24 protein-coding genes are annotated in these 23733 nt (G+C 71.1%); 11 read left to right on the top strand and 13 right to left on the bottom strand.

Annotated elements, in window-relative coordinates; all coding sequences use genetic code 11:
- Positions 1-110: 110 nt before the first annotated feature.
- The 3 genes from IF188_RS00285 to msrB all read right to left on the bottom strand — a co-directional run bounded on the left by IF188_RS00285 (position 111) and on the right by msrB (position 1915).
- The gene (locus IF188_RS00285) at positions 111-314 is read right to left on the bottom strand and encodes a cold-shock protein (RefSeq protein ID WP_159849084.1); all 204 of its coding nucleotides are present in this window, start codon (positions 312-314) and stop codon (positions 111-113) included.
- Between the two features lie 564 nt (positions 315-878).
- Positions 879-1433 (bottom strand): peptide-methionine (S)-S-oxide reductase MsrA, encoded by a 555-nt coding sequence (gene msrA / locus IF188_RS00280; RefSeq protein WP_191169793.1) that lies wholly within the window; start codon positions 1431-1433, stop codon positions 879-881.
- Positions 1430-1915: a peptide-methionine (R)-S-oxide reductase MsrB gene (gene msrB, locus IF188_RS00275; RefSeq protein ID WP_191169792.1), complete on the bottom strand. Its 486-nt coding sequence runs from the start codon at positions 1913-1915 to the stop codon at positions 1430-1432. The genes msrA and msrB overlap by 4 nt, the downstream gene beginning before the upstream one ends.
- Positions 1916-2090: 175 nt before the next feature.
- On the opposite strand from msrB, the gene IF188_RS00270 reads away from it, so the two are divergent.
- Both IF188_RS00270 and IF188_RS00265 read left to right on the top strand, forming a co-directional pair.
- Positions 2091-3053, top strand: coding sequence for a TIGR03885 family FMN-dependent LLM class oxidoreductase (locus tag IF188_RS00270; protein ID WP_191169791.1), 963 nt, complete (start codon positions 2091-2093; stop codon positions 3051-3053).
- A complete protein-coding gene (locus IF188_RS00265) occupies positions 3053-4714 on the top strand; it encodes an alpha-amylase family protein (protein ID WP_191169790.1) in 1662 nt (553 codons plus the stop codon). Before IF188_RS00270 ends, IF188_RS00265 begins: the two co-directional genes overlap by 1 nt.
- 7 nt (positions 4715-4721) lie before the next feature.
- On the opposite strand, the gene IF188_RS00260 is transcribed toward IF188_RS00265, so the two are convergent.
- Entirely contained in the window at positions 4722-6224 is a 1503-nt protein-coding gene (locus tag IF188_RS00260) for a SulP family inorganic anion transporter (protein WP_191169789.1), read from the bottom strand.
- Between the two features lie 124 nt (positions 6225-6348).
- Here IF188_RS00260 and IF188_RS00255 point away from each other — a divergent pair, with 124 nt between their 5' ends.
- The 3 genes from IF188_RS00255 to IF188_RS00245 all read left to right on the top strand — a co-directional run bounded on the left by IF188_RS00255 (position 6349) and on the right by IF188_RS00245 (position 11667).
- Positions 6349-7554, top strand: coding sequence for an MFS transporter (locus IF188_RS00255; RefSeq protein ID WP_191169788.1), 1206 nt, complete (start codon positions 6349-6351; stop codon positions 7552-7554).
- Between the two features lie 74 nt (positions 7555-7628).
- Positions 7629-9644 carry an acyltransferase family protein gene (locus tag IF188_RS00250; RefSeq protein ID WP_318152675.1) on the top strand — a complete coding sequence of 672 codons (2016 nt, stop codon included), beginning with the start codon at positions 7629-7631 and terminating at the stop codon, positions 9642-9644.
- A 73-nt stretch (positions 9645-9717) separates the two neighbouring features.
- Positions 9718-11667 carry a hypothetical protein gene (locus IF188_RS00245; protein WP_191169787.1) on the top strand — a complete coding sequence of 650 codons (1950 nt, stop codon included), beginning with the start codon at positions 9718-9720 and terminating at the stop codon, positions 11665-11667.
- Positions 11668-11679: 12 nt separating this feature from the next.
- Here IF188_RS00245 and IF188_RS00240 read toward each other — a convergent pair whose 3' ends face one another.
- From IF188_RS00240 to IF188_RS00230, 3 genes are all read right to left on the bottom strand, one after another.
- Positions 11680-12615 carry a hypothetical protein gene (locus IF188_RS00240; protein WP_191169786.1) on the bottom strand — a complete coding sequence of 312 codons (936 nt, stop codon included), beginning with the start codon at positions 12613-12615 and terminating at the stop codon, positions 11680-11682.
- A 217-nt stretch (positions 12616-12832) separates the two neighbouring features.
- On the bottom strand, positions 12833-13792 hold the full coding sequence (locus IF188_RS00235; protein WP_191169785.1) for an ADP-ribosylglycohydrolase family protein: 960 nt from the start codon (positions 13790-13792) through the stop codon (positions 12833-12835).
- A 60-nt stretch (positions 13793-13852) separates the two neighbouring features.
- On the bottom strand, positions 13853-14845 hold the full coding sequence (locus tag IF188_RS00230; RefSeq protein WP_191169784.1) for a hypothetical protein: 993 nt from the start codon (positions 14843-14845) through the stop codon (positions 13853-13855).
- A gap of 106 nt (positions 14846-14951) precedes the next feature.
- Here IF188_RS00230 and IF188_RS00225 point away from each other — a divergent pair, with 106 nt between their 5' ends.
- Positions 14952-15296 carry a DUF2200 domain-containing protein gene (locus IF188_RS00225; protein ID WP_191169783.1) on the top strand — a complete coding sequence of 115 codons (345 nt, stop codon included), beginning with the start codon at positions 14952-14954 and terminating at the stop codon, positions 15294-15296.
- A 1-nt stretch (position 15297) separates the two neighbouring features.
- Here IF188_RS00225 and IF188_RS00220 read toward each other — a convergent pair whose 3' ends face one another.
- From IF188_RS00220 to IF188_RS00210, 3 genes are read right to left on the bottom strand one after another with little or no spacing between them, the layout of a single operon-like run.
- On the bottom strand, positions 15298-15717 hold the full coding sequence (locus tag IF188_RS00220) for a PIN domain-containing protein (protein WP_191169782.1): 420 nt from the start codon (positions 15715-15717) through the stop codon (positions 15298-15300).
- On the bottom strand, positions 15714-16001 hold the full coding sequence (locus IF188_RS00215; RefSeq protein ID WP_191169781.1) for a type II toxin-antitoxin system Phd/YefM family antitoxin: 288 nt from the start codon (positions 15999-16001) through the stop codon (positions 15714-15716). Before IF188_RS00215 ends, IF188_RS00220 begins: the two co-directional genes overlap by 4 nt.
- Entirely contained in the window at positions 15995-16171 is a 177-nt protein-coding gene (locus IF188_RS00210) for a hypothetical protein (protein ID WP_191169780.1), read from the bottom strand. Before IF188_RS00210 ends, IF188_RS00215 begins: the two co-directional genes overlap by 7 nt.
- A 412-nt stretch (positions 16172-16583) precedes the next feature.
- On the opposite strand from IF188_RS00210, the gene IF188_RS00205 reads away from it, so the two are divergent.
- Entirely contained in the window at positions 16584-17213 is a 630-nt protein-coding gene (locus IF188_RS00205) for a chymotrypsin family serine protease (protein ID WP_191169779.1), read from the top strand.
- Between the two features lie 533 nt (positions 17214-17746).
- Here the strand turns inward: IF188_RS00205 and IF188_RS00200 are convergent.
- A complete protein-coding gene (locus tag IF188_RS00200; protein WP_191169778.1) occupies positions 17747-18724 on the bottom strand; it encodes an aggregation-promoting factor C-terminal-like domain-containing protein in 978 nt (325 codons plus the stop codon).
- A 248-nt stretch (positions 18725-18972) separates the two neighbouring features.
- On the opposite strand from IF188_RS00200, the gene IF188_RS00195 reads away from it, so the two are divergent.
- Positions 18973-20274: a M18 family aminopeptidase gene (locus IF188_RS00195; RefSeq protein ID WP_191169777.1), complete on the top strand. Its 1302-nt coding sequence runs from the start codon at positions 18973-18975 to the stop codon at positions 20272-20274.
- Positions 20275-20399: 125 nt separating this feature from the next.
- Positions 20400-21110, top strand: a complete 711-nt coding sequence (locus IF188_RS00190) for an NUDIX hydrolase (protein ID WP_191169776.1) — start codon at positions 20400-20402, stop codon at positions 21108-21110.
- A gap of 3 nt (positions 21111-21113) precedes the next feature.
- Here the strand turns inward: IF188_RS00190 and IF188_RS00185 are convergent, their stop codons facing one another.
- Positions 21114-21692 carry a DUF2510 domain-containing protein gene (locus tag IF188_RS00185; RefSeq protein WP_191169775.1) on the bottom strand — a complete coding sequence of 193 codons (579 nt, stop codon included), beginning with the start codon at positions 21690-21692 and terminating at the stop codon, positions 21114-21116.
- Between the two features lie 73 nt (positions 21693-21765).
- Between IF188_RS00185 and IF188_RS00180 the strand changes: the two genes are divergently transcribed.
- Positions 21766-22167: a PPOX class F420-dependent oxidoreductase gene (locus IF188_RS00180; protein WP_191169774.1), complete on the top strand. Its 402-nt coding sequence runs from the start codon at positions 21766-21768 to the stop codon at positions 22165-22167.
- 85 nt (positions 22168-22252) lie between these two features.
- On the opposite strand, the gene IF188_RS00175 is transcribed toward IF188_RS00180, so the two are convergent.
- The gene (locus IF188_RS00175; RefSeq protein ID WP_191169773.1) at positions 22253-23128 is read right to left on the bottom strand and encodes an SDR family oxidoreductase; all 876 of its coding nucleotides are present in this window, start codon (positions 23126-23128) and stop codon (positions 22253-22255) included.
- Between the two features lie 109 nt (positions 23129-23237).
- Here IF188_RS00175 and IF188_RS00170 point away from each other — a divergent pair, with 109 nt between their 5' ends.
- Positions 23238-23600: a winged helix-turn-helix transcriptional regulator gene (locus IF188_RS00170; RefSeq protein WP_191169772.1), complete on the top strand. Its 363-nt coding sequence runs from the start codon at positions 23238-23240 to the stop codon at positions 23598-23600.
- The last annotated feature ends 133 nt before the right edge of the window (positions 23601-23733 follow it).

Below are 23733 nucleotides of genomic sequence, written 5' to 3'. Positions count from 1 at the left end.
GCCGTTCGCTGGTGCCAGGCTACGTGCACCGGTATGTCGGAGCCGGAATACACCGGACCTTGTCAGCCGATGGTCGGCCGGGGCGCAGTCGCACCCCGGCCGACGAGCGCTCAGAGCGGGCGGATGTTGGCCGCCTGCATGCCCTTCGGGCCCTGCTCGGCGTCGAATTCCACCTTCTGGTCTTCGCGCAGCTCTTTGAAGCCGCTGCCGGCGATCGCGCTGAAGTGTGCGAAGAGATCGGCCGAGCCGTCATCGGGAGCGATGAAGCCGTAGCCCTTCTCGGAGTTGAACCATTTCACGGTGCCAGTGGCCATCGTGTCTTTCCTTTTGTTCTGTGGACCGCGTGTGCGGCCCGGGGTGCCGCTCCGACGTGTGCGGAGCGGACGCAGGTGGGGCACGCCGCGCGTCCGGGCGCGCGGGGTGCGGGTGAGGGATGCCGCCACCGCGTGTGCGGCGTCGGCCCGTTCGGCGTGCACGCCGAGGTGCTCGCCGCGGGGGCCGTGGGCCACGAAACCGGCGTCGGTCACGTGGACGAACCCGGCATACTCGCCGGCCGACGTCGCGACGTGGACGTCGTGGTCGGCCTGGCGCCAGTCGAGGGCGGTGCGGGTGGATACGGATACGGATGCAGGATGAATGAGTGTCACAGGAGTGTGGTGCGCGCACGACGCGACGTGGTCGTGGCGGGAGTCGAAGGAAGGAAGCACCGCGGTGGCGGTGAGGCGTCGAGCGCTCTGGTCTCCGCAATGAGGCAGAGAAGGTCGACGCGGCGGCCCGATCGGGCGACCGCAACCGTACCACAGCGACCTGGGACACGTGCCCGGGAACGATGGATGCCGCGACCCGGCCGGGTCGCGGCATCCAATCGTCCAGCGTTGCTACGCCGTCGCGTCGGCGCGCTTGGGGAGCACCCAGCCCGCGCGCGGGAAGTGGCACGTGTACCCGTTGGGGTAGCGGATCAGGTAGTCCTGGTGCTCGGGCTCGGCCTCCCAGAACGGGCCCTCGGGCTCGATCGTGGTGACGGCCTTGCCCGGCCACAGACCGGACGCGTCGACGTCGGCGATCGTGTCGCGCGCGACCTCGGCCTGCTCGGGCGAGAGCGGGAAGATCGCGGAGCGGTAGCTGGTGCCGATGTCGTTGCCCTGCCGGTTCAGGGTCGACGGGTCGTGGATCTGGAAGAAGAACGCCAGGATGTCGCGGTACGAGGTCTGGGCCGGATCGAAGACGATCTCGACGGCCTCGGCGTGGCCGGGGTGTCGCTGGTAGGTCGCGTGGGCGTTCTCGCCGCCGGTGTAGCCGACGCGGGTCGACAGCACGCCGGGCTGGCGGCGGATGAGGTCCTCCATGCCCCAGAAACAGCCGCCGGCGAGGACGGCCGTCTCGGTGCCGGGCGTGCGGGTGATCTCTCCGGTGTCGAAGGGTCCGCTGGTCATGAGGGGTTCTCCTGGTTCTCGGGGTTCTGGTCGCTGAGCGTGTCGAAGCGGTCGAGGTAGGCGCCGTAGCCCTCGTCGTCGAGCGACGCGACGGGCACGAAGCGCAGTGCGGCCGAGTTCATGCAGTATCTCAGGCCGCCGGCATCCCGCGGGCCGTCGGGGAAGACGTGACCCAGGTGACTGTCGGCGCCCGACGAGCGCACCTCGGTGCGCGGCATGAACAGCGACCGGTCCTTCTTGGTGGTCACCGCGTCGGGCTCGATGGGGCGGGTGAAGCTCGGCCATCCGGTGCCGCTGTCGTACTTGTCGGTCGACGCGAACAGGGGCTGGCCCGAGACCACGTCGACGTAGATGCCGGCGTCGTGGTTGTTCCAGTACTCGTTGCGGAACGCGGGCTCGGTGCCGTCGTCCTGCGTCACCCGGTACTGGGCGGGGGTGAGGCGGCTCAGCGCCTCGGGGGTCTTGCGGTAGTCGTTGCTCACGATTCCTCCTGGTTCGACGCGGCTGGCTGCGGCGTCATGAAGAAGAACGGATGCCTCGGCGGTTTTGGTCCCGCGAGACTGGGAGCGGGCTGTGAGTTCCTGGCCCCGCTAGCTCATTCCGGGAGTGGATCTCAAGTGCCTCGTCTTGCGCGCGGAGCGCCCGCAGACTCGCGGCATGGTGTTCGTCGGCTTTCACGCATCGCACGAGCAGATCCCGCCGAGCGATCTGCTCCATGACGTCCAGCACGCCGAGTCGGCCGGTTTCGACGGCGCGATGTGCTCGGACCACCTCGCGCCGTGGAATCCGCGGCAGGGCGAGTCCGGCTTCGCGTTCAGCTGGCTGGGGGCGGCGCTCGCGCGCACGGAGTTCTCGATCGGCATGGTCAACGCGCCTGGCCAGCGGTACCACCCGGTCATCGTCGCGCAGGCGCTCGCCACCCTGGAGGAGATGTTCCCCGGGCGCTTCTGGGCGGCGCTCGGAAGCGGCGAGGCGATGAACGAGCATGTCACCGGAGAGCCCTGGCCGCCCAAGTCCGTGCGCAACGCGCGCCTGTCCGAGAGCGTCGACGTGATCCGGAGGCTCTTCGACGGCGAGGAGGTCTCGCACGACGGCCTCGTGAAGGTGCACCGGGCACGGCTGTGGACCACTCCCGCCGAGCCGCCGCCGCTGCTGGCCACCGCCGTCAGCGCCGAGACCGCCGGCTGGGCCGCACTGTGGGCCGACGGGCTCGCCACCGTCGCCCAGGCGCCGCGGGCGCTCGAACGGGTGGTCGACGCCTACCGGTCACAGGACGGCACGGGGCCCTGCGTGCTGCAGGTGCATGTGAGCTTCGCCGAGACCGATGCCGCCGCCTATGCGATCGCGAAGGACCAGTGGCGCAACGCGCTGGTGACGCCCCCGCTGGCCTGGGATCTCGAACAGCCCGAGGACTTCGACGCCGCTGTCGGCGACGTCGACGAGAGCAGGCTGCGCCAAGCGGTGCTGACCGACTCCGACCCGGTCGCCCTCGCCGAGCGCATCGCCGATCTCGCGCGGATCGGATTCGACCGGGTCTACCTGCACCACGTCGGCCGCGAGCAGACGGGCTTCCTGGAGGCCTCGGCCGGCAGCATCCTTCCCCGATTGACGGAGGCCTGATGAAGATCACCGACACCAGCGACCTGTGGTTCAAGAGCGCGATCGTCTACTGCCTCGACGTCGAGACCTTCTTCGACTCGGACGGCGACGGCAGCGGCGATCTGCAGGGCCTCGCCCAGCGCATCGACTACCTCGCCCAGCTCGGCGTGACCTGCCTGTGGCTGATGCCCTTCTCGCCGACGCCCGACCGTGACGACGGCTACGACATCACCGACTACTACGGCGTCGATCCGCGCCTGGGCACGCACGGCGACTTCGTCGAGGTGATCCGCACCGCGCGCGACCGCGGCATGCGGGTCATCGTCGACCTGGTCGTCAACCACACCTCGGATCGGCATCCGTGGTTCCGCAAGGCGCGGCGCAGCATCCATTCGCCCTACCGGGACTTCTACATCTGGCGCGACGATGCGCCGCCCAAGGGGCAGAAGAATCCGGTCTTCCCCGGCGAGGCGGACGGCGTCTGGACCAGGGACGAGGTGGCGGGCCAGTGGTACCAGCACAGCTTCTACGAGCACCAGCCCGACCTCAACATCGCCAATCCCGCGGTGCGCGACGAACTGGCGCGCGTCATCGGCTTCTGGCTGCAGCTGGGGGTGTCGGGGTTCCGCGTCGACGCGGTGCCGTTCCTGCTCGAGATGCCACCGGGCGCCGAGGTGCGCGACCCGCACGAGCTGCTGCGCGACTTCCGGCGCTTCCTGCAGCGACGCTCGAGCGAGGCCGTGCTGCTCGGCGAGGTGAACCTGCCGTACGAGCAGCAGATCGCCTACTTCGGCGGCGACGAGGTGAACGAGCTGACGATGCAGTTCGACTTCGTCGGCATGCAGGCGTTCTACCTGTCGCTCGCGCGGCACGACCCGGCACCGCTGGTCGAGGCGCTGACCTCACGCCCTGCTCTGCCGCCGGACGTGCAGTGGGCCAACTTCCTGCGCAACCACGACGAGCTCACTCTCGACAAGCTGACCGACGCCGAGCGTGAAGAGGTGTTCGAGGCCTTCGCGCCCGACGAGCGGCAGCGCGTCTACGGCCGCGGCATCACCCGCCGCCTTCCGCCGATGCTGGGCGATCCGCGGCGCATCCGCATGGCCTACAGCCTGATGTTCACCCTTCCCGGCACACCCGTGCTGTTCTACGGGGAGGAGATCGGGATGGGCGAGAACATCGACGCGCCCGGCCGCAGCGCCGTGCGGACGCCCATGCAGTGGACCGCCGACAAGAACGGCGGGTTCTCGGTGGCGCCGCCCTCGCGGCTGGTCGCCCGCCCGCCGGCGGACGGCTACGCGCCCGAGCACGTCAACGCGGCCACCCAGATCGAGGACCGCGAGTCGCTGCTGCATTTCTTCCGGGATCTCGCCTCGCGCTACCGCATCTCGCCCGAGCTCGGGTGGGGCCGGTTCGAGGTCATCGACCAGCCCGCGGGCGCGGTGCTCGTGCATTCGCTCCGGGCCGACGTCGGACGCACCGTCGCGGTCCACAACTTCGACGAGGTGCCCGCGACGACGCGGTTCTCGCTCGAGGACGAGCCCGACGGCACGTGCCTGGTCGACCTGCTGGGCGCGGAGCGCATCCCGCTGGACGCACGAAAGCGGGTGGAGCTCGAGGTCGCGGGGTACGGCTACCGCTGGCTGCGGGTGTCGCGTCCGGGGGACGGCCGGGTGTCCTGACCCCGGGTCACGAGGATCCGAGCTCGCCGCTCAGCCTCCCGTGGAACGCGGCCGCGGCGTCGCTCATGCCCTCGAGCTCGACGGCGACGCCGCGCTGCGCGTACTTCGTGACGATCGCGTCGAGGGCGGCGACGGTCGAGGCGTCCCACACGTGCGTGCGGGACAGGTCGATCACCACGCGGGGCGGGTCGGCGGCGTACGCGAACTGCGTCGTGAGGTCGTTGCTCGAGGCGAAGAACAGCTCGCCGTCCACGCGGTAGCGGGCGGTGTCGCTGTCGACGGTGCGGGTCACCGTCGTGAAGTGCGCGACGCGACGCGCGAACAGCACCATCGCAGCGAGCACGCCGAGGATCACCCCCACCGCGAGGTTGTGGGTCCACACCGTCGCGGCGACGGTGACGAGCATGACCGCGGTCTCGCTCAGCGGCATGCGCCGCAGCGTCGACGGCCGGATGCTGTGCCAGTCGAAGGTCATCGCCGACACCGCGATCATCACCGCGACGAGGGCCGCCATCGGGATGAGCCCGACGATGTCGCCGAGCGCCACCACGAGCACGAGCAGCCAGACGCCCGCGAGGAGCGTCGAGATGCGCGTGCGCCCGCCCGCGGTCTTCACGTTGATCATGGTCTGGCCGATCATCGCGCACCCGCCCGTGCCTCCGAAGAACGCCGACACGACGTTCGCGACGCCCAGGCCCCACGCCTCGCGCGTCTTTCGAGAGTGCGTGTCGGTGAGGTCGTCGACGAGCTTCGCGGTCATGAGCGACTCCAAGAGCCCCACGAGCGCGGCGGCCAACGCGAACGGCGCGACGATCTGCAGCGTCTGCCACGTGAGCGGCACGTGCGGGATGAGCAGCTCGGGAAGGCTTCGCGGCAGATCGCCCTGGTCGGCCACGTTCGGCACCGACAGCCCGAACACGACGACGGCCGTCGTCAGCAGCACGATCGCGATGAGCGGACCCGGGACGGCGCGCGTGATCCGCGGCCACACGAACAGGATCCCCAGTCCCGCCGCGACGAGGACGTACACCGCCCACGGCACGTCGACGAGCTGCGGCACCTGCGACAGGAAGATGAGGATCGCGAGCGCGTTGACGAAGCCGACCATGACGCTGCGGGGGATGAAGCGCAGCAGCCGCGCGACGCCGAGCACGGCGAACAGCACCTGGATCATGCCGGCGAGGGCGATCGTCACGATGAGGTAGTCGGACCCGTGCTCGCGGGCCACGGGCGCGATGACGAGCGCCACGGCGCCGGCAGCCGCCGTGATCATGGCCGGGCGGCCGCCGGTGAAGGCCATCACGACGGCCAGCACGAACGACGAGAACAGCCCGACGCGCGGATCGACGCCGGCGACGACCGAGAACGCGATGGCCTCGGGGATCAGCGCCAGGGCGGTGACGAGGCCGGCGAGCACCTCCCGTGTCAGCAGGCGCGGGCTGCGCAGCGCCTGGAACACGGTCGGGGTGATCCGGTAGCGGTCGGCGGGTTCGGTGTGGGCGGCAGACACAGGGCTCCAGTCGGGTGCGCGCCGTTGCGCCGCAGTGGGAAGGGGATGGATGCCGCGACCCGCGCGGCCTCCACGACTCTAGTCGCGACACGCCCGGGCCATGCGGGGCGTACGCTCGAAGGCGATGTCGGCCGTCACGTTCACAGGGCATCTGCCCGGCGACCGGGCGTACCGGCGACTCATCGCGGGACTGTTCTTCGCCGGCATCGCGACCTTCGCTCAGCTGTACTCGCCGCAGGCGGTGCTGCCGCTGATCGCGGAGGAGTTCGCCGTGCCGCCCGCGACGGCGGCGCTCGCCGTCTCGACGACGACGCTCGGACTGGCCGCGACCGTGATCCCATGGTCGGCGGTCGCCGATCGCGTGGGCCGCGTGCCGGCGATGGCCGTCGGCATCCTCATCGCGACCGTCTTCGGGCTGCTCGCGCCGTTCAGCCCCGACATCGGGACGCTGCTGGCGCTGCGGCTGCTCGAAGGCGTGGGTCTCGGCGCGGTGCCCGCGATCGCGCTCGCCTACCTGAGTGAAGAAGTGGATGCTGCCCACACCGCCGCCGCGGCGGGCAGCTATATCGCGGGCACGACCATCGGCGGGCTCGCGGGGCGACTGATCGCGGGGCCGGTGGGCGACATCGCGGGATGGGAGGCCGGCGTCCTGGCCGTGGCCGTCGTGTGCGCGCTGTCGGCGGTCGCCTTCCTCGTGCTCGTGCCCCGGGCGCGCGGTTTCGTGGCGCTGCGGCACCGCTCGCACCCCGGCCCCTCGCTCGCGCACCGCCTGGCCGAGAACCTGCGGTCGCGGCGCCAGCTCGCGCTGTACGCGCAGGGGTTCCTGCTCATGGGCGCGTTCGTCGCGCTCTACAACTACCTCGGGTTCGCGCTGACCGCGCCGCCATACTCGATGCCGCATTGGGCGGTGAGCCTGCTGTTCCTCGCCTACCTGGCGGGCACCGTGGCCTCTCCGGCGGCCGGTGCCCTGGCGACGCGGTTCGGGCGGTTCCCGGTGCTCATGGTGTCGATCGTCGTGATGGCCGCGGGCGCGGCGCTCACCCTGCCACCGTCGGTGCCTGTGATCCTCGCCGGGCTGCTGGTGTTCACTGCCGGGTTCTTCGCCGCGCACGCGGTCGCGTCGGGCTGGGCCCCGGTCGCGAGCGTCCCCGATGCGCGGGCGCAGGCGTCGTCGCTGTACTACCTGGGCTACTACGCGGGGTCGAGCCTGTTCGGGTGGGCGCTCGGTCTCGTGTTCGTCGCGATCGGGTGGCCCGGTGTCGCCGTCGCCGTGGTGGCGCTCATCGCGCTCGCCGCGCTCTTCGCGGCGCTGTGGCTGCGCGCCGCCTAGCCCCGACTACGCGACGGCCCGGGCGCCCGTCAAGGGGGTGGCCGCCCCTGACGTGCCCGCCTAGAGTCGCTCGGGTGGTGGACCGAGCCAGCGCCCAGCCCGACCACACGGGTTACCGCGCCGACATCCAGGGACTGCGTGCGATCGCGGTCGGGTCGGTCCTGCTCTATCACGCGGGGGTGCCGCTCCTGCCCGGCGGGTATGTCGGCGTCGACATCTTCTTCGTCATCTCGGGGTTCTTGATCACGTCGCATCTGCTCGAGCAGCTGCGCGCGAACGGGCGGGTGAGGTTCGGCCAGTTCTATGCCCGACGCGCGCGACGCATCCTGCCGGCCGCGTTCGTGGTGCTGCTGCTCACGGTGGCGGCGGCGCTGGTCTGGTATCCGCCGCTGCTCATGAAGGACGTGTGGGCGGCTGCCGTGGCGACCGCGCTGTACGTGCCGAACTACTTCTTCGTGCTCGCCGACTCGGACTACCTCGCCGAGTCGTCGAACCCCTCGCTGTTCCAGCACTACTGGTCGCTCGGCGTGGAGGAGCAGTTCTATCTGCTGTGGCCGGCACTGCTCGCCCTGGTCTGGGTGGCCGTGCGGTCGCGCCGCGCACTGATCTGCGTCCTCGTCGGGATCGTCGCGGCATCGTTCGCCGCGTGCGTGTGGCTGACGTCCGCCGCCCAGCCGTGGGCCTTCTTCTCGCTTCCCGCCCGCGCCTGGGAGCTCGGCGTCGGCGGCCTCGCCGCCGTGCTGCTGCAGCAGCGGCGACGTGTCGTGGCCGAGCGGTGGGCCCCGATCGTCGGGTGGACGGGGATCGCGGGGGTGGCGGCATCCATCGTCCTGTTCTCGTCCGAGACGACGTTCCCGGGCGTCGCGGCGGCGCTGCCGGTGCTGGGCACGGCGGCCGTCATCGTGGCAGGCGAGACGCGCGGCGGACCGACCCGCCTGCTGTCGGCGCGCGCCGTGGTGCTCATCGGCACGATCTCGTACTCGCTGTACCTGGTGCACTGGCCGGCGCTCGTGCTGCCCGACGCGCTCGTGCCCGGGCCGCTGCCGCTGTGGGCGACGCTGCTCATCGCGCTCGCCTGCGTCCCGGCGGCCTGGCTGCTGTACCGCTTCGTCGAAGACCCGGTGCGTCGCGCGCCGGTGCTCACCCGCCGCCGCGCACGGGTGACGCTCATCGGCGCGGTGGCCGGATCGCTGGCGTGCCTCGGCGCGGCCAGCGCCGCCTATGCCGTGGTCGACACGCGCTCGCTGCACGATGCGCGTGCGGCGTCGGGCACCGTGATCACCGAGCTGCCGAGCGGCACCGACTTCGTTCCCGACAACCTGGCGCCCGATCTGCGGGATGCGCGCGACAGCCTGCCCGAGGTATACGACGACGGCTGCATGCGCGGCATCGCCGCCACCGACGCCCGCGGCTGCCGCTACGGCGACCCCGACTCGCCGCGGATCGTGCTGTTCGGCGACTCGCACGCGGCTCAGTGGTTCCCGGCGCTGCAGCGGTTCGCCGAGGCGGCCGGCTACTCCATCGAGGTGCAGACCAAGAGCTCGTGCCCCGCCGCCGACATCGAGACGCTGCGCCGCGGGGCGCCCTACCCGCAGTGCGCGAAGTGGCGCGACGCCGTCATCGACCGCATCAACGCCGACCCGCCCGCCCTGGTCGTGATGGCGACCTACACCGGGGCCGAGGTCGCCCCCGGCACGGCGAACGATCAGAAGGCCTGGGATGCCGCCTACGGCCTGACCCTCGACGCCCTGCACGCGCCGACCGCCGTGATCGCCGACACCCCCGATCTGCGCGAGGATCCCGCGCCGTGCCTGTCGGCGCACCTGTCGGACGCGGGCGCGTGCGGGCAGCCGCGCGCGATCGCGCTCTCGGGCGAGGCGCGGAAGGCCGAGGTCAGCGCGACCGCCGCGCGCGGCGTGCCGCTGCTCGACCTCGACGGGTACCTGTGCGACGCCGAGCAGTGCCCGCCCATCCTCGGCAACACCCTGGTCTACCGAGACTCGCACCACCTCACCGCGGCGATCAGCGCCGACCTGTCGGGCGTGCTCGGCGACGCGCTGAGACCGCTGCTTCCCGCGGCAGGTCGCTGACGCTCCCCCGGCGACGGGAAGGGTAGGTTCGGAACCCCCGGATGCCGAGAACCCGGGGTCCCGAGGAGGGCGCGTGGCCGAGCACGTCCGCACGACCGCAGAGGCCGTGGCGCTGGCCGGCCGGATCCTCGGTGCGCGCGAGAAGCCCGTCGTGGTGCTCTCGACCGACCCGGCGACCGACGGGTTCGCGATCGATGCGGACGACGTCGAGTCGGGAACGCAGGGCGTCGCCGACCTCGTGCTGATCGACACCGGCGACCTCACCCGCACGCTCGCGGCGCATCTTCCCGACCGTGCGCAGGTGTACGGCGGGGCGGGACGCTCGTACCCCGTCGACTTCGGCGCCGACCCCGACTGGCGCCGCTCGCCGCTGCGGTTCCCGGGGCCGCGCGCCGCCACGGCGCTCGTCGGCGACGTGCTGACGCACGCGAACGCCGCACGGCTGTTCGACTGCAAACCCGCCTCGCGCCGCGTCGCCGTGACCGGTGTCGTGCAGGGGTTCGCCGGCGACGAGCGCGCGCTCGTCGCGACCGACGGCCACGGACCGGCGACGATCTCGCGCGAGCTGACCTATCCGCCGTTCCCGCTGGACTGGGTGGTGCGGCGCGGGCAGCGCGTGGCCGGCATGCTCGACCTCGACGACCACCGACTGCTCGTGACCGAGCCTGCTCCCGACACGGCAGCGCTGCTCGCCGCGTTCGCGCACCACAGCGTGACCCTCGCGTTCGTCACGAAGGTCACACCGGCGCGCGCGACGCTGCTGCTGCACCCCGCCGTCGAGTTCACGGTGCGCCGTGACGACGTCTCGAAGAACCCGCTCGACACCGTCGACCTGCTGCTCGCCGAGGGCGACGTCGTCGCGGTGCGGGTGCTGCACCTGTCGGACGGCACCATCCACCTGAGTCTGTACGACGTCGACGACGACGAGGCGATCGTGCCGCCGCTGGCTCTCACGACCGGAGGGCCGCCCTGGCTCGCGCAGGGGAGGGCGCTGCTGCCCGAGGATGCTGACACGCACGGCGAACTCGCCGAGCTGGAGCGCCGGACACCGGTGCCGGGGGCGTCGGGAGCGGGCGCGGCCGGCGCGGTGTCTGAGGCCCCGGCGGTGGATGCAGCAGCGGCCGAGCCCGACGCACCGGGTGTGGCGGAGGCATCCCCTCCCACCACGGCGCGCCCGGTTCCCGGGCCGGGGATGCGTCCGGCGATGCCGCACGCGGCATCGGCCGCCGGCGCCGCCTCGGCCGCGACCGACGCAGCCGCCGATGCCGGGCACGCCGACGAGCATGCGGCCGCCGTCGAGTCGCGCGCCCCTCACGGGTCGGCCCTGCGCTCCACGCAGCGCGCCCTCGACACCGCGCGCGCCGAGATCGCCGGGCTCAAGGCGAGGCTCGCCGAGGCCGACGCCGACGACTCTGCCGCGAGCCGCCTGCGCGCGCGGGCGGCGACGGCCGAGTCACGGCTGAAAGAGGCGCTCGTCGGCCGGGCCGAACTGGAGCTGAGGGTGCGCGAACTCGATGCGCGGCAGCGCGCCGGCACCCAGGCGCTCCGCTCGGCGCGCAAGGCGGCGGCGGCCTCGTCCGCCCCCGGCGACGACCGCGCCACGCGCCGCAGCCGCTGGAGCACCGACGAGGCCTGGGTGCGGCACGAGATCTACCTCGCGTGGGTCGACCGCGTCGAACCCGCCGAGCGCGCCGACCACCCCCTCGGCGACTACATCGTCGGGCCCCGGTTCGCCGAATCGCTCGCACCCCTCGACGACGGCCGCTTCGACAAGGCGATGAAGGCCGCGGTGGATGCCGCCACCGGGCGCATCCGCGAGGTCCCGGGTCGTGAGGCGCATCTGCTGCGCACCGGCGACGGCGCCGGCGACCCGCCCACGGTGCGCGCGAGCGACGGCGCCAAGTGCTGGCGCGCCTACATCGAGCAGAAGACGGCGCAGGCACGTCGCATCCACTACTGGATCCTGCCGGGTGGAACGGTGGAGCTCAGCCGCATCGTCCCGCATGACGACGTGCAGCCGTGACGTCGTCGGGCCTCAGGGGATGAGCCCGAAGGCATCGTCGAGCATCGAGAACAGCCCGAACCCGGCCAGCGCGAGCCCCAGCACGATCCAGATCCAGTGCACGCGCTCGGTGAGGCGCCGGCCGCGCGCCGCCACCCCGCGGGGCGGGCGCACGATGCGCGCCGACCCGGCCTCGGTCACCACGTGCGTCTCGCCGAGCCGGTCGTCGCGCCACCGCTGCCACTGCTCGACCTTGGCGGTGAGCGCCTGCAGCGTGGCGAACAGCCACTCCCACACCTCCGGATCGAGCGTCGACAGATCCCGGCGGGCGTACAGCAGCAGCCGGTCGTCGACGATCTCGACATCGAGCGCCGCCGCATGGTCGACGAACCGCGCCATCACGTCCGGCGTGAACAGGTACAGGGCATCGCGTTCGTAGCCGACCGGCGCGTAGAGCGCGAAGTGGCGGTCGAAGTCGCCCTCCAGGCTCAACCGCTGCGCACGATCGAGCGACACCGGAAGGTTCGACACCCGCAGCGCGTCGTTGCTCGTCGCGTCCAGCACCAGATGTGGCAGTTCAGTGCCCAGCCGCACCGACGCGAATCCCCAGCGGTGCGTGCGCCGGTTCTTGCCGCTGCCGGTCGTGAAGGTCTGGTTGCCGACCGCGAGGCCGCCGGCATCCCTCATCACATCCCACGTCACCTGACCGTCGCGCGCGCCGAAGATCATTCCGGGCAGCTCGAGGCCGCGCTCGACGGGAGCGTACGTCAGCCGGTTCGCCGCGGCGAAGCGTGACAGCCGGTACTGCCGCAGGCCGCGGCGGCGACGCAGATCGGCCGCGACGGCGTTGCCGGTGACGACGACCACGCCGGCGGCGAGGACGATCGCGCTCACCGCGACGACGATGTCGTCGGTCGACACCTCGCCCGTGCCGAGCAGCAGCCATGCGAAGAACGCCGCCAGGAACACCGAGGAGGCGGAGAGGGTGACGGCCGGCCACCAGATCGCCCGCAGGCGGCCACGGATCTCGGCGGCAGGCTCTCGCGGTAGGCCGCGAGCGCATCGCGATCGACCGGTCCCGTCAACGCCGACGTGTCGAGGGTGGCGATCGGCATGACCTTCACGGTAGCCGAGCCGCCGGGTGCCGACGTCCGCCCGCCCGACGTCCGCCGGCCGGGACGGGGGGTCAGGACACTGCGGAGCCGGTGACGGCGGCGACGGCGAGACGCTCCAGCTCGTCGGCGCCGATGCCCGGCCAGCCATGCAGGATCGCACGCCACTCTGCGGGAACGGCCGTCGCGCCCCACACCGCGCCCGCGAGCGCACCCGCGATCGCGGCGACAGTGTCGGTGTCGAGGCCGCCGCGCACCGCGCGTTCGAGCGCGTCGACGAGCGACGTGGCACCGGCGACCGCGCACAGCGCCGCCTGAAAGGCGAGGACGACCCAGCCGTTGCCCTGCGCGAAGTCGCGCGGATGACGGCCGGCAGCGAGCGCGTCATCGATGAGGCCGGCCCAGCGCGGTCGCCGCTCGGCGGGGATCTGCTCCAGTCCGATCCTGGCGTCGAGCCCGCCGGTGAGGACCGCGTGCCGGATCGCGAGGCACCACAGTGCACACGCGTCGAGGTTGTCGTCCTCCCAGTGGGTGAGTCGTGCGACGCGCCCGGCCACGCGCGCCAGATCGTCCGCCGACCGGCGCAGGTAGCCGAGCGCGACGGGGCCGGTGCGCATGAGCGAGCCGTTGCCGCCGCTGCGCCCCGTCGCGTCGTGCACGGCGCGCGCGGCGGCGGTGGCGGTGTCTGCGGAGGTGTCGCCCGCGAGCAGCCCGAACACGTGACGCGTCTGCGTGCCCACGTCGAGCGAGGTCTTCGACCACTCCACCCAGCGGCCGACGACGGTCGACAGGGTCACCGGGTCGTCGAGCGATTCGTGGCGCGCGAGAGCCTCGAGCAGCGGGACGGCCATGCTCGTGTCGTCGGTCCACTCGCCGATCCCGTGGCCGAAGTGCCCTCGGCCGAAGACGACCGACGTCCCGTCCGCGAGCGACGGGCCGAACTCGTACTGCGAGCCGAGCGCGTCGCCCGCGGCCGAGGCCAGGACGGCGCCGACGGCGCGATCGAGCTGCGCGGGCGTGAGGGCATCAGGCATGCACGCATCCTGCCACGAGGGGCAGACACCCCGGCCGCCCGCCGGTGCGTCGGGTGCGTGTCAGGCCATCGGCTCACCGGCCGGCGCGGACCCGGGAACGGGCTCGGGCTCGGGCGAGCGTCGTGCCCGCGCCACCGCCCATCGCAGCAGCAGCCCGACGGCGGCGACCGCCACGGCGGCGACGATCGGGCGCAGCGCGAGCTCGGGCGTGAACAGCGCCATCCGGAACACATTCACGGCGTAGTCGATCATCCCGCGCACGTCGTGCGCGAGCACGCGGGTGCCTGCCGCCGCCGAGACGCCCGTCATCCCCGCCGGGACGACCCACAGCAGCGCGAGGCTCGCGACCGCGGCCAGCACCCGGCCCACGGTGTTGACGCCTGCCCACGCGATCGCGGCGCCGACGAGCACGGGCGCCAGCCACTGCAGCGCGGACGCGACCGCGAGCAGCCAGTCCGGCCCGGTGAGCATCAGTGGCCGCAGGAACACGCCGACCCACGACGCCATCGCCAGTGCTCCGATCGTCAGGCCGATGAGGGCACCGCCGCGCGGCGCGAGGGCGACGAGAGCGAGCGCTGCCGCGCCGAGCAGGAACGACAGGGCGCACACGGCCACGAGGCCGCCGAGGTACAGCGCGGACTCGGAGCGCTGCTGCAGCCCGGCGCTCACGACGATCGCGGACTGGGCGACCGCCACGACCTGCGCCACCAGCACCGCACCGGCGAGCACGGCGATCCCGCCGCGCGCGAGCCGAGGCCGCAGCGCCCGCGCGATGATGCCCGCGACCACGGAACCCACCGCGATCAGCGCGAACAGGTCGGTGAGGTGGTACTGGCTGAATGGCAGCAGCGCGACCGGCATCCCTTCCGGTCCCGGGGTCGACGCCCACAGGTTCTGCAGCGGCAGCCGCATCCCGGTGACGAGCCAGGGGAGCAGACCGATCACGAAGGCTCCCAGGCCGAGGAGCCCGCACGCCCACAGCGGCACACGACCGCGGGCGTCGGATGTGTGGGCGGTGACGTCGTTCCCGGTCGCGGGCACGGCTGCGGTCATCAGCGTCGACTCCGATCTGGCGCCGGCCGCGCCGACGGTGCCGGTCAGCCTAGCGCGCGCCGGGAGCGGGAGAGTGGATGCCGGCGGCCGAAGCTACCCTGAAGACATGCACCGGATCTACTCGCTGCCGTTCGCGTCCGTGTACCCGCTGTACATCGCGAAGGTCGAGAAGAAGGGGCGCACCAAGGCCGAGCTCGACGAGGTCATCGAATGGCTCACGGGTTTCGACGACGCCCAGCTCACGCAGCACCTCGACGAGCACACGACGCTCGAGGACTTCTTCGACGACGCCGAGCTCAACCCGGACGCCTCGCTCATCACCGGCGTGATCTGCGGCATGCGGGTCGAGCAGATCGAGGACCCGCTCATGCAGAAGATCCGCTACCTGGACAAGCTCGTCGACGAGCTGGCGCGCGGCAAGGCGATGGCGAAGATCCTCCGCACAGCCTGAATCAGCTGTCCGCATCCAGGTCGGTGGGGTACACGATCTCGATCTCGGAGATCGACTGTGGAAAGTCCTTGCGGTTGTTCGTCACGAATCGGTCGGCGCCCGCGGCGACCGCGGTCGCGAGATGAGCGGCGTCGGCAGCCCGGAGGCCGTGCTCAGCGGCGAGGACGAGCGCCAGCCGCGCCGTCGGCTCGTCGAGCGGACGCAGGTCCACTCGGCTGAGCACACTGAGCAGTGCGGCGACCTCGTCGGAGTCGGGGTCATCGCGCCACGGCTTCGCCAGGACCTCGGTGAGCAGCAGCACGGAACCGACGGCGGCGGTCTCATCGTCGCGAAGCAGCGGCAGGATGCGGCAGCCCAGCGCGTGGCCGTCGATCGCCGCGTAGATCAGCACATCTGCGTCGAACGCCGTGGCGGACGTCACCGCCCGGACCTCGAAGCGCGTATGCCGGCGACCAGCGACTCCGCTCGCGACGAGTCGATCGGCACGGTGAGCAGCTCCTCAGCCCGTGCGTCCTCGATCCGGGCGCCGAGCTGATCGGCCAGCTGCCACGCCAGCGGCGCGCGCCGCGCACGCAGTGCGTCCGGGCTGACGAGCACCGCCACCACGCGACCGTGGCGCGTGATGGCGACTTCTTCGCCGCGCGCGACCCGATCCAGCTGCGCCGGAAGGGTCTGCCGTGCCGCACTCGCGCTGATCGTCACCATGCACCCGATTGTACGTAATCGTACAAGTCAGTACCATGCCCCCGGCGGGTGGTGAGCGAGCCGGCGAGGGCGGTGCGGGCGAACTCCCGCAGAGGAGCCGGCATGATCCACGACCCGTCCTCGTCGTGCGTCAGTCCGAACGCCGCGAGCACCTCGACGATACGGACCACGGTCCAGTCGCCTTAGTGGCAGACGAGTCTGCACCAGGTCTGTGTGCTAGTGCTCCCAGTCCGCGACGCGACCTTCCCAATTTCTTTCCCTCTGTGATATAGCTATGGCAGCAATATCGCCGAGAAATGCCGCATGAGAGGGTGCTCAATGAGAATCTCGAATCGAATGCGCGCGGTTGTCGCAACCCTCTCGCTCGCTGTCGCGTTCGCCTTGGCGTTCAATTCAACGGCGTCTGGCGCGGAGATTACGACACCGAAATTGGCGCCCTTGTCGACGACGTCGACCTACTCATACCTCGCTGGCCATCCACTTTACTTCGGTGGCCCTGGCACGCTTCCAGCATGCACGGGTTCATATACCGTCGTCGGCTCCTCAGGGTCATTCATCATGACGGCAGGTCACTGTGATGTCGTGGGTTCGACAGTTTTCGGCACATCGGCGGCATTCGCCACGGTTGCGTATCGAAAGCATCCAGCACCATATGGCGATTCTGAGTTGCTCTCCTACTACAGCAACGTGACCCCACTTCAAGTAATCGTTGATCCCGTCACGGGGGCACGTCCGGGCCCTGGTGGCCAGGGTCTAGTTACTGGAAGAATGCCAAACGCTGCGCAGACCACGGGCGTGCTGGTAGGCAAAATGGGTATCACAACCGGCTGGACTGAGGGAAGCATCATCGGCTCGATCAATTGGTACGGAACCACGGCCATGGTGACAAACTATTGGTCTTCCGGCGGCGATTCGGGTGGTCCCGTTTGGCGCTATGACGGAGCGGGCCTCCGGGCGGTGGGAATGCATGTTGGTTCTGTGTTGGACCAGAACAAGAAGCGCATTGGCGCTGCGTATATCCCGATCAACACGCTTCTGGACCAGTGGGGCGCAACACTACCGGTTTTCGCCAAGACTCTCACGTTCGCCTCAGAGGACGCCCCGTCGGACAGTATTGACTCGGGTGGGGGCACGCTCGACGACGCCACCGCGCTTTCTCCCGATGTGGTAGATGTCTGCCCTGGCAACGACTGTGTCCTCGTGAACGAGTAGGGGCCATTCGGGGCGACCGAACGCTGTGACTTCGAGGAAACAGGGTGCTAATATCTCCGCAAACACACTTCTGGACCGAAGGGGCGGCTCCATGCGAACCAAAGTTGGCATCGTCGTCAGCGCACTCTTGGTCGTGGGCGCCGTCGGGATGGCGGGAATGGCGAATGCATCCGTTTCGAGCGATCCGCTCGATCTTGGCGGCCTATGTCCCGCTGACGAAGTTTGTTCCGACACGGTCATCATCTACCCGGATCCGTTGGACACGGTGTCACCTACGGTCCCTAACGTCTGTCCGTTGGATGACTGCATCCTGGTTGAGGAGTAGTAGGGCTCGCGGGGTTCGCGGGCTCGCTACGAATCGAAACGCGAGAAATGCGTAGCGGTCACACGCGGACTCCGACGAGGCGCTGCGGTGAGTTCAGCCGCTTCATCTGCTCTTCGCCGTAGACGACGGAGGGGCACGTTCTCAGTGTTGGACGTGGCCCCTCCGAAAGAAGCGGTCGCTCTTCTGGAGCGCCTGCGAGCGCGCTGCATCAGTACCAGCCGACCGACTGCGAGTGGCCCCACGCACCGCACGGCGTCCCGTAGCGGCCCGAGATGTAGCCGAGGCCCCACGCGATCTGCGTGGCGGGGTTCGTCCGCCAGTCGGAGCCGTACGCGCCCATCTTGCTTCCGGGCAGTGCCTGCGGGATGCCGTACGCGCCGCTGGGGTTGGCGGCGTTGTAGCGCCAGCCGGACTCCTTGTTCCACAGCGATACGAGGCACGCGAACTGGTCGTCGCCCCAGCCGTAGCCGGCGATCATCGAGCGCGCGGTCGCCTGCGCCTCGCCGGCGCTCGTCCCGCTCGCGGCGTACGACGGCGCGGGCGCGGCCGACGACGACTTCGACGAGCCGCTGGACTTCTTCTTCTGCTTCGCGGCGGCGTCGGCAGCGGCCTGCGCGGCCGCGGCGGCCTCTGCCTCCTGGCGGGCCTTCTCTTCCGCCTCCTGCTGCGCCTTGAGGGCGATGGCGGCGTCGAGCTTGCCGCGCAGACCCGCGGTCTGCTCGCTGACCGACGCGGTCAGCGAGGTGACGGTCTCTTCGAAGTCGGCGGAGTACATCTGGGGGAGCGCCTGTGCGCGCTCCAGCTGCTCGACCGCCGTCGACAGCTGCGTCGTGTCGACCGTGGTGTCGGGCGTGCCGACGTCCAGGCCCGACGCGGTGATGTCGGACGTGACCGTCGATGCGGCGGTCATCGCTGCGGCCGCTGCGGTGACGGCGCTGTCGGCGTCGTTCTGGGCGTCCGTGCCCGAGATCTGCGCGACGAGGGGCGTCGAGTACGAGGCGAGTGCGAAATCAGGGGTCTGCCCGGAGGCCTCTGCCAGTGAAGCGGGGGCTGCCGTGGTGAACCCGGCGGTGGCGACGAGCCCCAGAGCGAGGGTCGCGACGACCAGCACGGGGCGGCGGCGGAGGCGTCGTTCGGCACGGCGGAGCGTGCGGCGGGCGGGCAGGAAAGTCGTGTGGGAGCGCATGAAAAACCGAGTTCCGTATCAGCGAAGTGCGCCATCGGGAGGCGCTTCGCACCCGTTCGGGCGGGCACAAGTCCCAGAGTCTTCCGAGGCTTTCTGGGCGGTTCCGGTGCGTTACCTGAACGTTACATGTGAGCGCGTCTCTCGAAAAGGCCAGATCACGGGCCCGCTTCGGGGCGTTCGCGGCGCCTGGGAACAGCCTCCGAACTACGATCGAATCACCGTCTGCACCCGATCGAGGAGGCTCCTCCGTGCCCTCATCCACCCCTGTCGCCACCACCTCCGCCGGCGCTCACGCCGAGGACCTCGCGGACTTCGTCGCGGCATCCCCCTCGAGCTTCCATGCGGCCGCCGAAGTCGCGCGCCGCCTCGAGGACGCCGGGTTCACCCGCCTGGATGAGAGCGAGGGATGGCCCGCGCCCGCCGGCGGGAAGCACGTGGTCGTGCGCGACGGCGCGGCGATCGCGTGGGTGGTCCCGGCCGGAGCGACGGCGGCGACACCGGTGCGCATCTTCGGCGCCCACAGCGACTCGCCGGGGTTCAAGCTCAAGCCGAAGCCCACCACCGGTCGGCTCGGATGGCTGCAGGCCGGCGTCGAGGTGTACGGCGGGCCGCTGCTGAACTCCTGGCTCGACCGCGAGCTGCGCCTCGCCGGGCGGCTCGTGCTCGACGACGGGTCGACCGCGCTCGCCGCGACCGGACCGCTGCTGCGGCTGCCGCAGCTGGCGATCCACCTCGACCGCGGTGCGAACGATCACCTCGCCCTCGACAAGCAGTCGCAGACGCAGCCGGTGTGGGGGCTCGGTGAGGCCGACTCCGCCGACGTCCTGGCCGAGCTCGCGCGCGAGGCCGGGGTCGACGCGGCGCGCATCCGCGGCTACGACATCGTGACGGCGGACTCGGCGCGCGGCGCCACGTTCGGCCGCGATGACGTGTTCTTCGCCTCGGGGCGTCTCGACGACCTGGCCTCGGTGCATGCCGGCCTCGTCGCCCTCGAACGCCTCGCCGACGGCCATGACGCCGACCACATCGCGATGCTCGCCGTGTTCGACCACGAAGAGGTCGGCTCAGGCACGCGCTCGGGCGCTGCGGGTCCATTCCTCTCGGATGTGCTGGAGCGGCTCTGGCTGTCGCTGGGCGCTGACCGCGAGCAGCAGCTTCGGGCCCTCGCCGCGTCCTGGTGCGTGTCGAGCGACGTCGGCCACTCCGTGCACCCCAACTATGCCGAGAAGCACGACCCGGTGGTGCAGCCGCTGCTCGGGTCGGGTCCGATCCTCAAGATCAACGCGAACCAGCGGTACGCGACCGACGCGCCCGGCGCAGCCGCATGGAACGGCTGGTGCGCCGACGCGGGCGTCACGAGCCAGGAGTTCGTCTCGAACAACGCGGTGCCCTGCGGCTCGACCATCGGCCCGATCACCGCGACCCGTCTGGGCATCCGCACCGTGGACGTCGGCATCCCGATCCTGTCGATGCACTCGGCACGCGAGCTCGCCGGCGTGAGCGACCTGCGGGACCTCGCCCGCGTCGCCGAGACGTTCTTCCGCGGCTGAGCGCGTACGCGGCGCAGGAATCTTCGCAGACACGCTGCCAGGTGGATGCCGCCACCCGGCGGGTGGTGAGAACCTCGTGCGCCGCGCACGGTCCGGGTGTCGGCGTGCGGGCGTAGCCTGAACGGATGCCGCACACGTCGCCCGAGACCGCGCTCGGTGCGCGGGCCCAGCTTGAGGCGTTCGCCCGATCCGCCCAGGGCCCCCTCGTGCGCCTTCCGGCGCCGGAGGACTCGCGCCCGGCCGCGGTGCTGATGCTCTTCGGCGTGCTGGACGGCCGGCCGAGCGACCACGACGCGCAGGCTCATGCCGTCTCGCGCGACCTCGATGTGCTGCTGCTGTCGCGTGCGCCCACGCTGCGGGCGCACGCCGGCGAGGTCGCGTTCCCGGGCGGCAGGCTCGATCCCGGCGATGACGGGCCTGTGGCCGCGGCGCTCCGCGAGGCATGGGAAGAGACCGGGCTCGACACCTCCGGCGTGGACGTGCTCGGCGCGCTCTCGCCCATCCCGCTCGTGTACTCGCGCCATCTGGTGACGCCGGTGCTCGGATGGTGGCGGCATCCCTCGCCCGTCAGGGTGGTGGACGAGGCGGAGTCGGCGGACGTGTTCCGCGCCCCCGTGGCGGACCTGATCGATCCCGCGAACCGGGGCGTCACGGTCATCCGGCGGGACGGGCAGGAGTGGCGCGGCCCCGGATTCCTCGTGGGGAATACGACGGGCGATCACCTCGTGTGGGGGTTCACCGCGATGCTGCTCGACGGACTGTTCGACCGCCTGGGCTGGACCGAGCCGTGGGACGAGCGGCACGAGCTGCCCCTCGTGCTGCCCGAACGGGATTGAGCGTCAGCGGTAGCGGTAGTGGTCGGCGCTGGAGCGCACCCAGGTCGCGAACCGCTCTGCTGCGGTCTCGTACCCGGGTGAGAAGCGCACCGCCCACACCTGGGTCGCGCCGGCGATCACGAGGTGCGGCAGGGCCCTGTCGATGACGCGGTTGAGGGTGCGCGGCGTGATCGGTCCCGCCGGGCCGTGGAGTCGCCGTTCGGCGGCGGTCCGTGTGAAGGCGGGATCGCGCAGCAGCGCGTCACCGGTCGCGACACTCGCGGTGACCTCGCTCACCGGCTGGCTCAGGTCGCCGAAGTGGATCCAGCGCCCGTCGACGACGATCCCGGCGAACTCCTGCTCCTGGCCGCTGTAGCGCACCTCGCGCGTCCACTGCCGGCCGTCCCACCGGCGGGTGCGGCCCCGCCCGTCGTCGTACCAGCCGGCCTGTGCCGGGCCGCTGCCCGCGGGACCGGCATCCGTCCGCAGCTCGATGTCTGCCTCGCGCAGATCGATGAACTGCTCGGTCCAGTGGGTGCCGTCCCACCAGCGCTGCTTGCCGGTGCCGTCGTCGTACCAACCGGGCGGGGGCTGCGTGGCCATGGTCCGAGGGTAGTTCGTGACGAGGATCGCCGGTATCGGCCCCATGCCCGCCGCACCACGGCAGACTGGGCCCATGCCTTCGCTCGACGAACTCGTCCCCGCTGACCGCCGCCACCTGCTCGAGCTGCCCGTGTACGGGCACCTCGGCACGATCAGGCCCAACGACACCGCTCAGGTGAACCCCATGTGGTTCGAGGTCGTCGGCGACCAGGTGCATTTCACCCACACCAACTACCGGCAGAAGTACCGCAATCTGCAGCACAACCCGTCGATGGCGCTGTCGATCATCGACCCGGAGCAGCCGTTCCACTACCTGGAGGTGGCGGGCCGCCTGGTCGAGGTCCGTCCCGACCCCGAGGGGGAGTTCTACGTGCGGCTGCAGAACCGCTACGGCAATCCCAGCACCACGCCGCCGCGCGACAAGGCCGATCGGGTGGTCCTCGTGATGTCGGTGGAGCGCGCGACCGCGCAGTAGCCGACGCCGGACCGAAGACGACAGAAGGGAGGGGATGCCGCACGCCGCGGCATCCCCTCCCTCTTCCGTCTTCGGGCAGGCGTCGTCAGGCCTCGACGCGCGCGGCGCCGACGGCGGCGCTCAGCCCCTCGGCCACGGGAGTGGTCGGGCGACCGATGAGGCGCGCGAGCGTGGGGTCGGCGTCGGCGAGCACACCGCGGGCGATGCCGTCCTCCATCTCGGCGACGAAGCCGACGGTACCCGCGTCGAGCCCCGCCTCGGCGAGGGCAGCCTCGAACTGCTCGCGGGTCGCGGGCACGTACGCGACGTCGCGGCCGAGCGTCTCGGCGGCGGCAGCGGCGAGATCGGCGTACGAGACGGCGGTGTCGCCCGACAGCTCGTAGGTGCTGCCGAGATGGCCGTCCTCGATGAGCACGACCGCGGCGGCCTCGGCGTAGTCGGCACGGCTCGCGGCGGCGACGAGCCCGTCGCCGACCGAGGCCGCGATCACGCCGGTCTCGGCGGCGCGCAGGACGTCGGGGATGTAGTTCTCGGTGTACCAGTTGTTGCGCAGCACCACGGCGGGCACGCTGCTCGCGGCGAGGTACTCCTCGGTCGACTTGTGCTCAGGTGCGAGCACGAAGTCGATGGCGTCGGCATGCGCGAGGCTCGTGTACACCAGCTTCCCGACACCAGCTGCGGCGGCCGCGTCGATCACGTTCTTGTGACCCTCGTAGCGCTTGCCGGGCTCCGAGCCCGAGATGAGCAGCACGGTGTCGACGCCCTCGAGCGCCGTGGCGACGGTGTCGGGTTCGGTGTAGTCCAGGGCGACGATGCGGATGCCGCGCTCTTCGAGGTCGGCGACCTTGGAGGTGGTACGGGCTCCTGCGACGATGTCGCCCGGCGCGACGCCGCGATCCAGGAGGGCCTCGATGACGAGGTGGCCGAGCTGTCCGCCCGCGGCGGTGACGAGGATGGTCATGTGAGTCCTTTCGGTGGGAGCCGCGCGTCGCGCGCTCACCGACGCCAACGTCGTCGTCGAATCAGAACATTCCGAACCGCGGGTACCCACTTTGAGGTAAGGTACCCACGTGGTGGTGAGTTTTGCAGAAATCCGGGCCGAAGTTCCGGGAGCATTCGACGAAGCGTGTCCCACGCGCGTCGTGCTCGACCACGTCATGAGCAAGTGGGGCGTCCTGGTGCTGATGGCGCTCACCGAGGGCACGACCCGCTGGGGCGAGCTGCGACGTCGCGTCGAGGGCATCAGCGAGAAGATGCTCGCCTCGACGCTGCGCACCCTCGAGAAGGACGGCTTCGTCGCGCGGACCTCGTACCCCGAGGTGCCGCCCCGAGTGGAGTACTCGCTGACGCCGCTCGGCGACGACCTGATGGAGCGGATGATGCCGCTCATGGCGTGGATCGGCGTCCACGCCCGCGACATCGTGGACCGCTGAGACGTCAGGCGACGACCGCACTCGCGGGCTGCCGCACGGGATCGTGGTGCGCAGGATGCCGGCGGCCCTGGTGCTCCGTCGGACCTGAAGCCGCGGCACGGTAGGGTGAGGCGCATGGGAATGATCAAGAGCG

This window comes from Microbacterium helvum, from assembly GCF_014779795.1.
Lineage (GTDB): Bacteria > Actinomycetota > Actinomycetes > Actinomycetales > Microbacteriaceae > Microbacterium > Microbacterium helvum.
Note: the sequence above shows the minus strand (reverse complement) of the source record. Positions and strands in the feature narration are given on the sequence as shown.

Excerpts from the sequence above, each read along its gene's own strand:
- IF188_RS00265 (WP_191169790.1), top strand. The coding sequence starts at position 3,053 with ATGAAGATCACCGACACCAGCGACCTGTGGTTCAAGAGCGCGATCGTC.
- IF188_RS00180 (WP_191169774.1), top strand. The coding sequence starts at position 21,766 with ATGCCTTCGCTCGACGAACTCGTCCCCGCTGACCGCCGCCACCTGCTC.
- IF188_RS00255 (WP_191169788.1), top strand. The coding sequence starts at position 6,349 with ATGTCGGCCGTCACGTTCACAGGGCATCTGCCCGGCGACCGGGCGTAC.
- IF188_RS00190 (WP_191169776.1), top strand. The coding sequence starts at position 20,400 with ATGCCGCACACGTCGCCCGAGACCGCGCTCGGTGCGCGGGCCCAGCTT.
- IF188_RS00185 (WP_191169775.1), bottom strand. The coding sequence starts at position 21,692 with ATGGCCACGCAGCCCCCGCCCGGTTGGTACGACGACGGCACCGGCAAG.
- IF188_RS00230 (WP_191169784.1), bottom strand. The coding sequence starts at position 14,845 with ATGACCGCAGCCGTGCCCGCGACCGGGAACGACGTCACCGCCCACACA.
- msrA (WP_191169793.1), bottom strand. The coding sequence starts at position 1,433 with ATGACCAGCGGACCCTTCGACACCGGAGAGATCACCCGCACGCCCGGC.
- IF188_RS00270 (WP_191169791.1), top strand. The coding sequence starts at position 2,091 with ATGGTGTTCGTCGGCTTTCACGCATCGCACGAGCAGATCCCGCCGAGC.
- IF188_RS00285 (WP_159849084.1), bottom strand. The coding sequence starts at position 314 with ATGGCCACTGGCACCGTGAAATGGTTCAACTCCGAGAAGGGCTACGGC.
- IF188_RS00225 (WP_191169783.1), top strand. The coding sequence starts at position 14,952 with ATGCACCGGATCTACTCGCTGCCGTTCGCGTCCGTGTACCCGCTGTAC.
- IF188_RS00200 (WP_191169778.1), bottom strand. The coding sequence starts at position 18,724 with ATGCGCTCCCACACGACTTTCCTGCCCGCCCGCCGCACGCTCCGCCGT.
- IF188_RS00175 (WP_191169773.1), bottom strand. The coding sequence starts at position 23,128 with ATGACCATCCTCGTCACCGCCGCGGGCGGACAGCTCGGCCACCTCGTC.
- IF188_RS00215 (WP_191169781.1), bottom strand. The coding sequence starts at position 16,001 with ATGGTGACGATCAGCGCGAGTGCGGCACGGCAGACCCTTCCGGCGCAG.
- IF188_RS00235 (WP_191169785.1), bottom strand. The coding sequence starts at position 13,792 with ATGCCTGATGCCCTCACGCCCGCGCAGCTCGATCGCGCCGTCGGCGCC.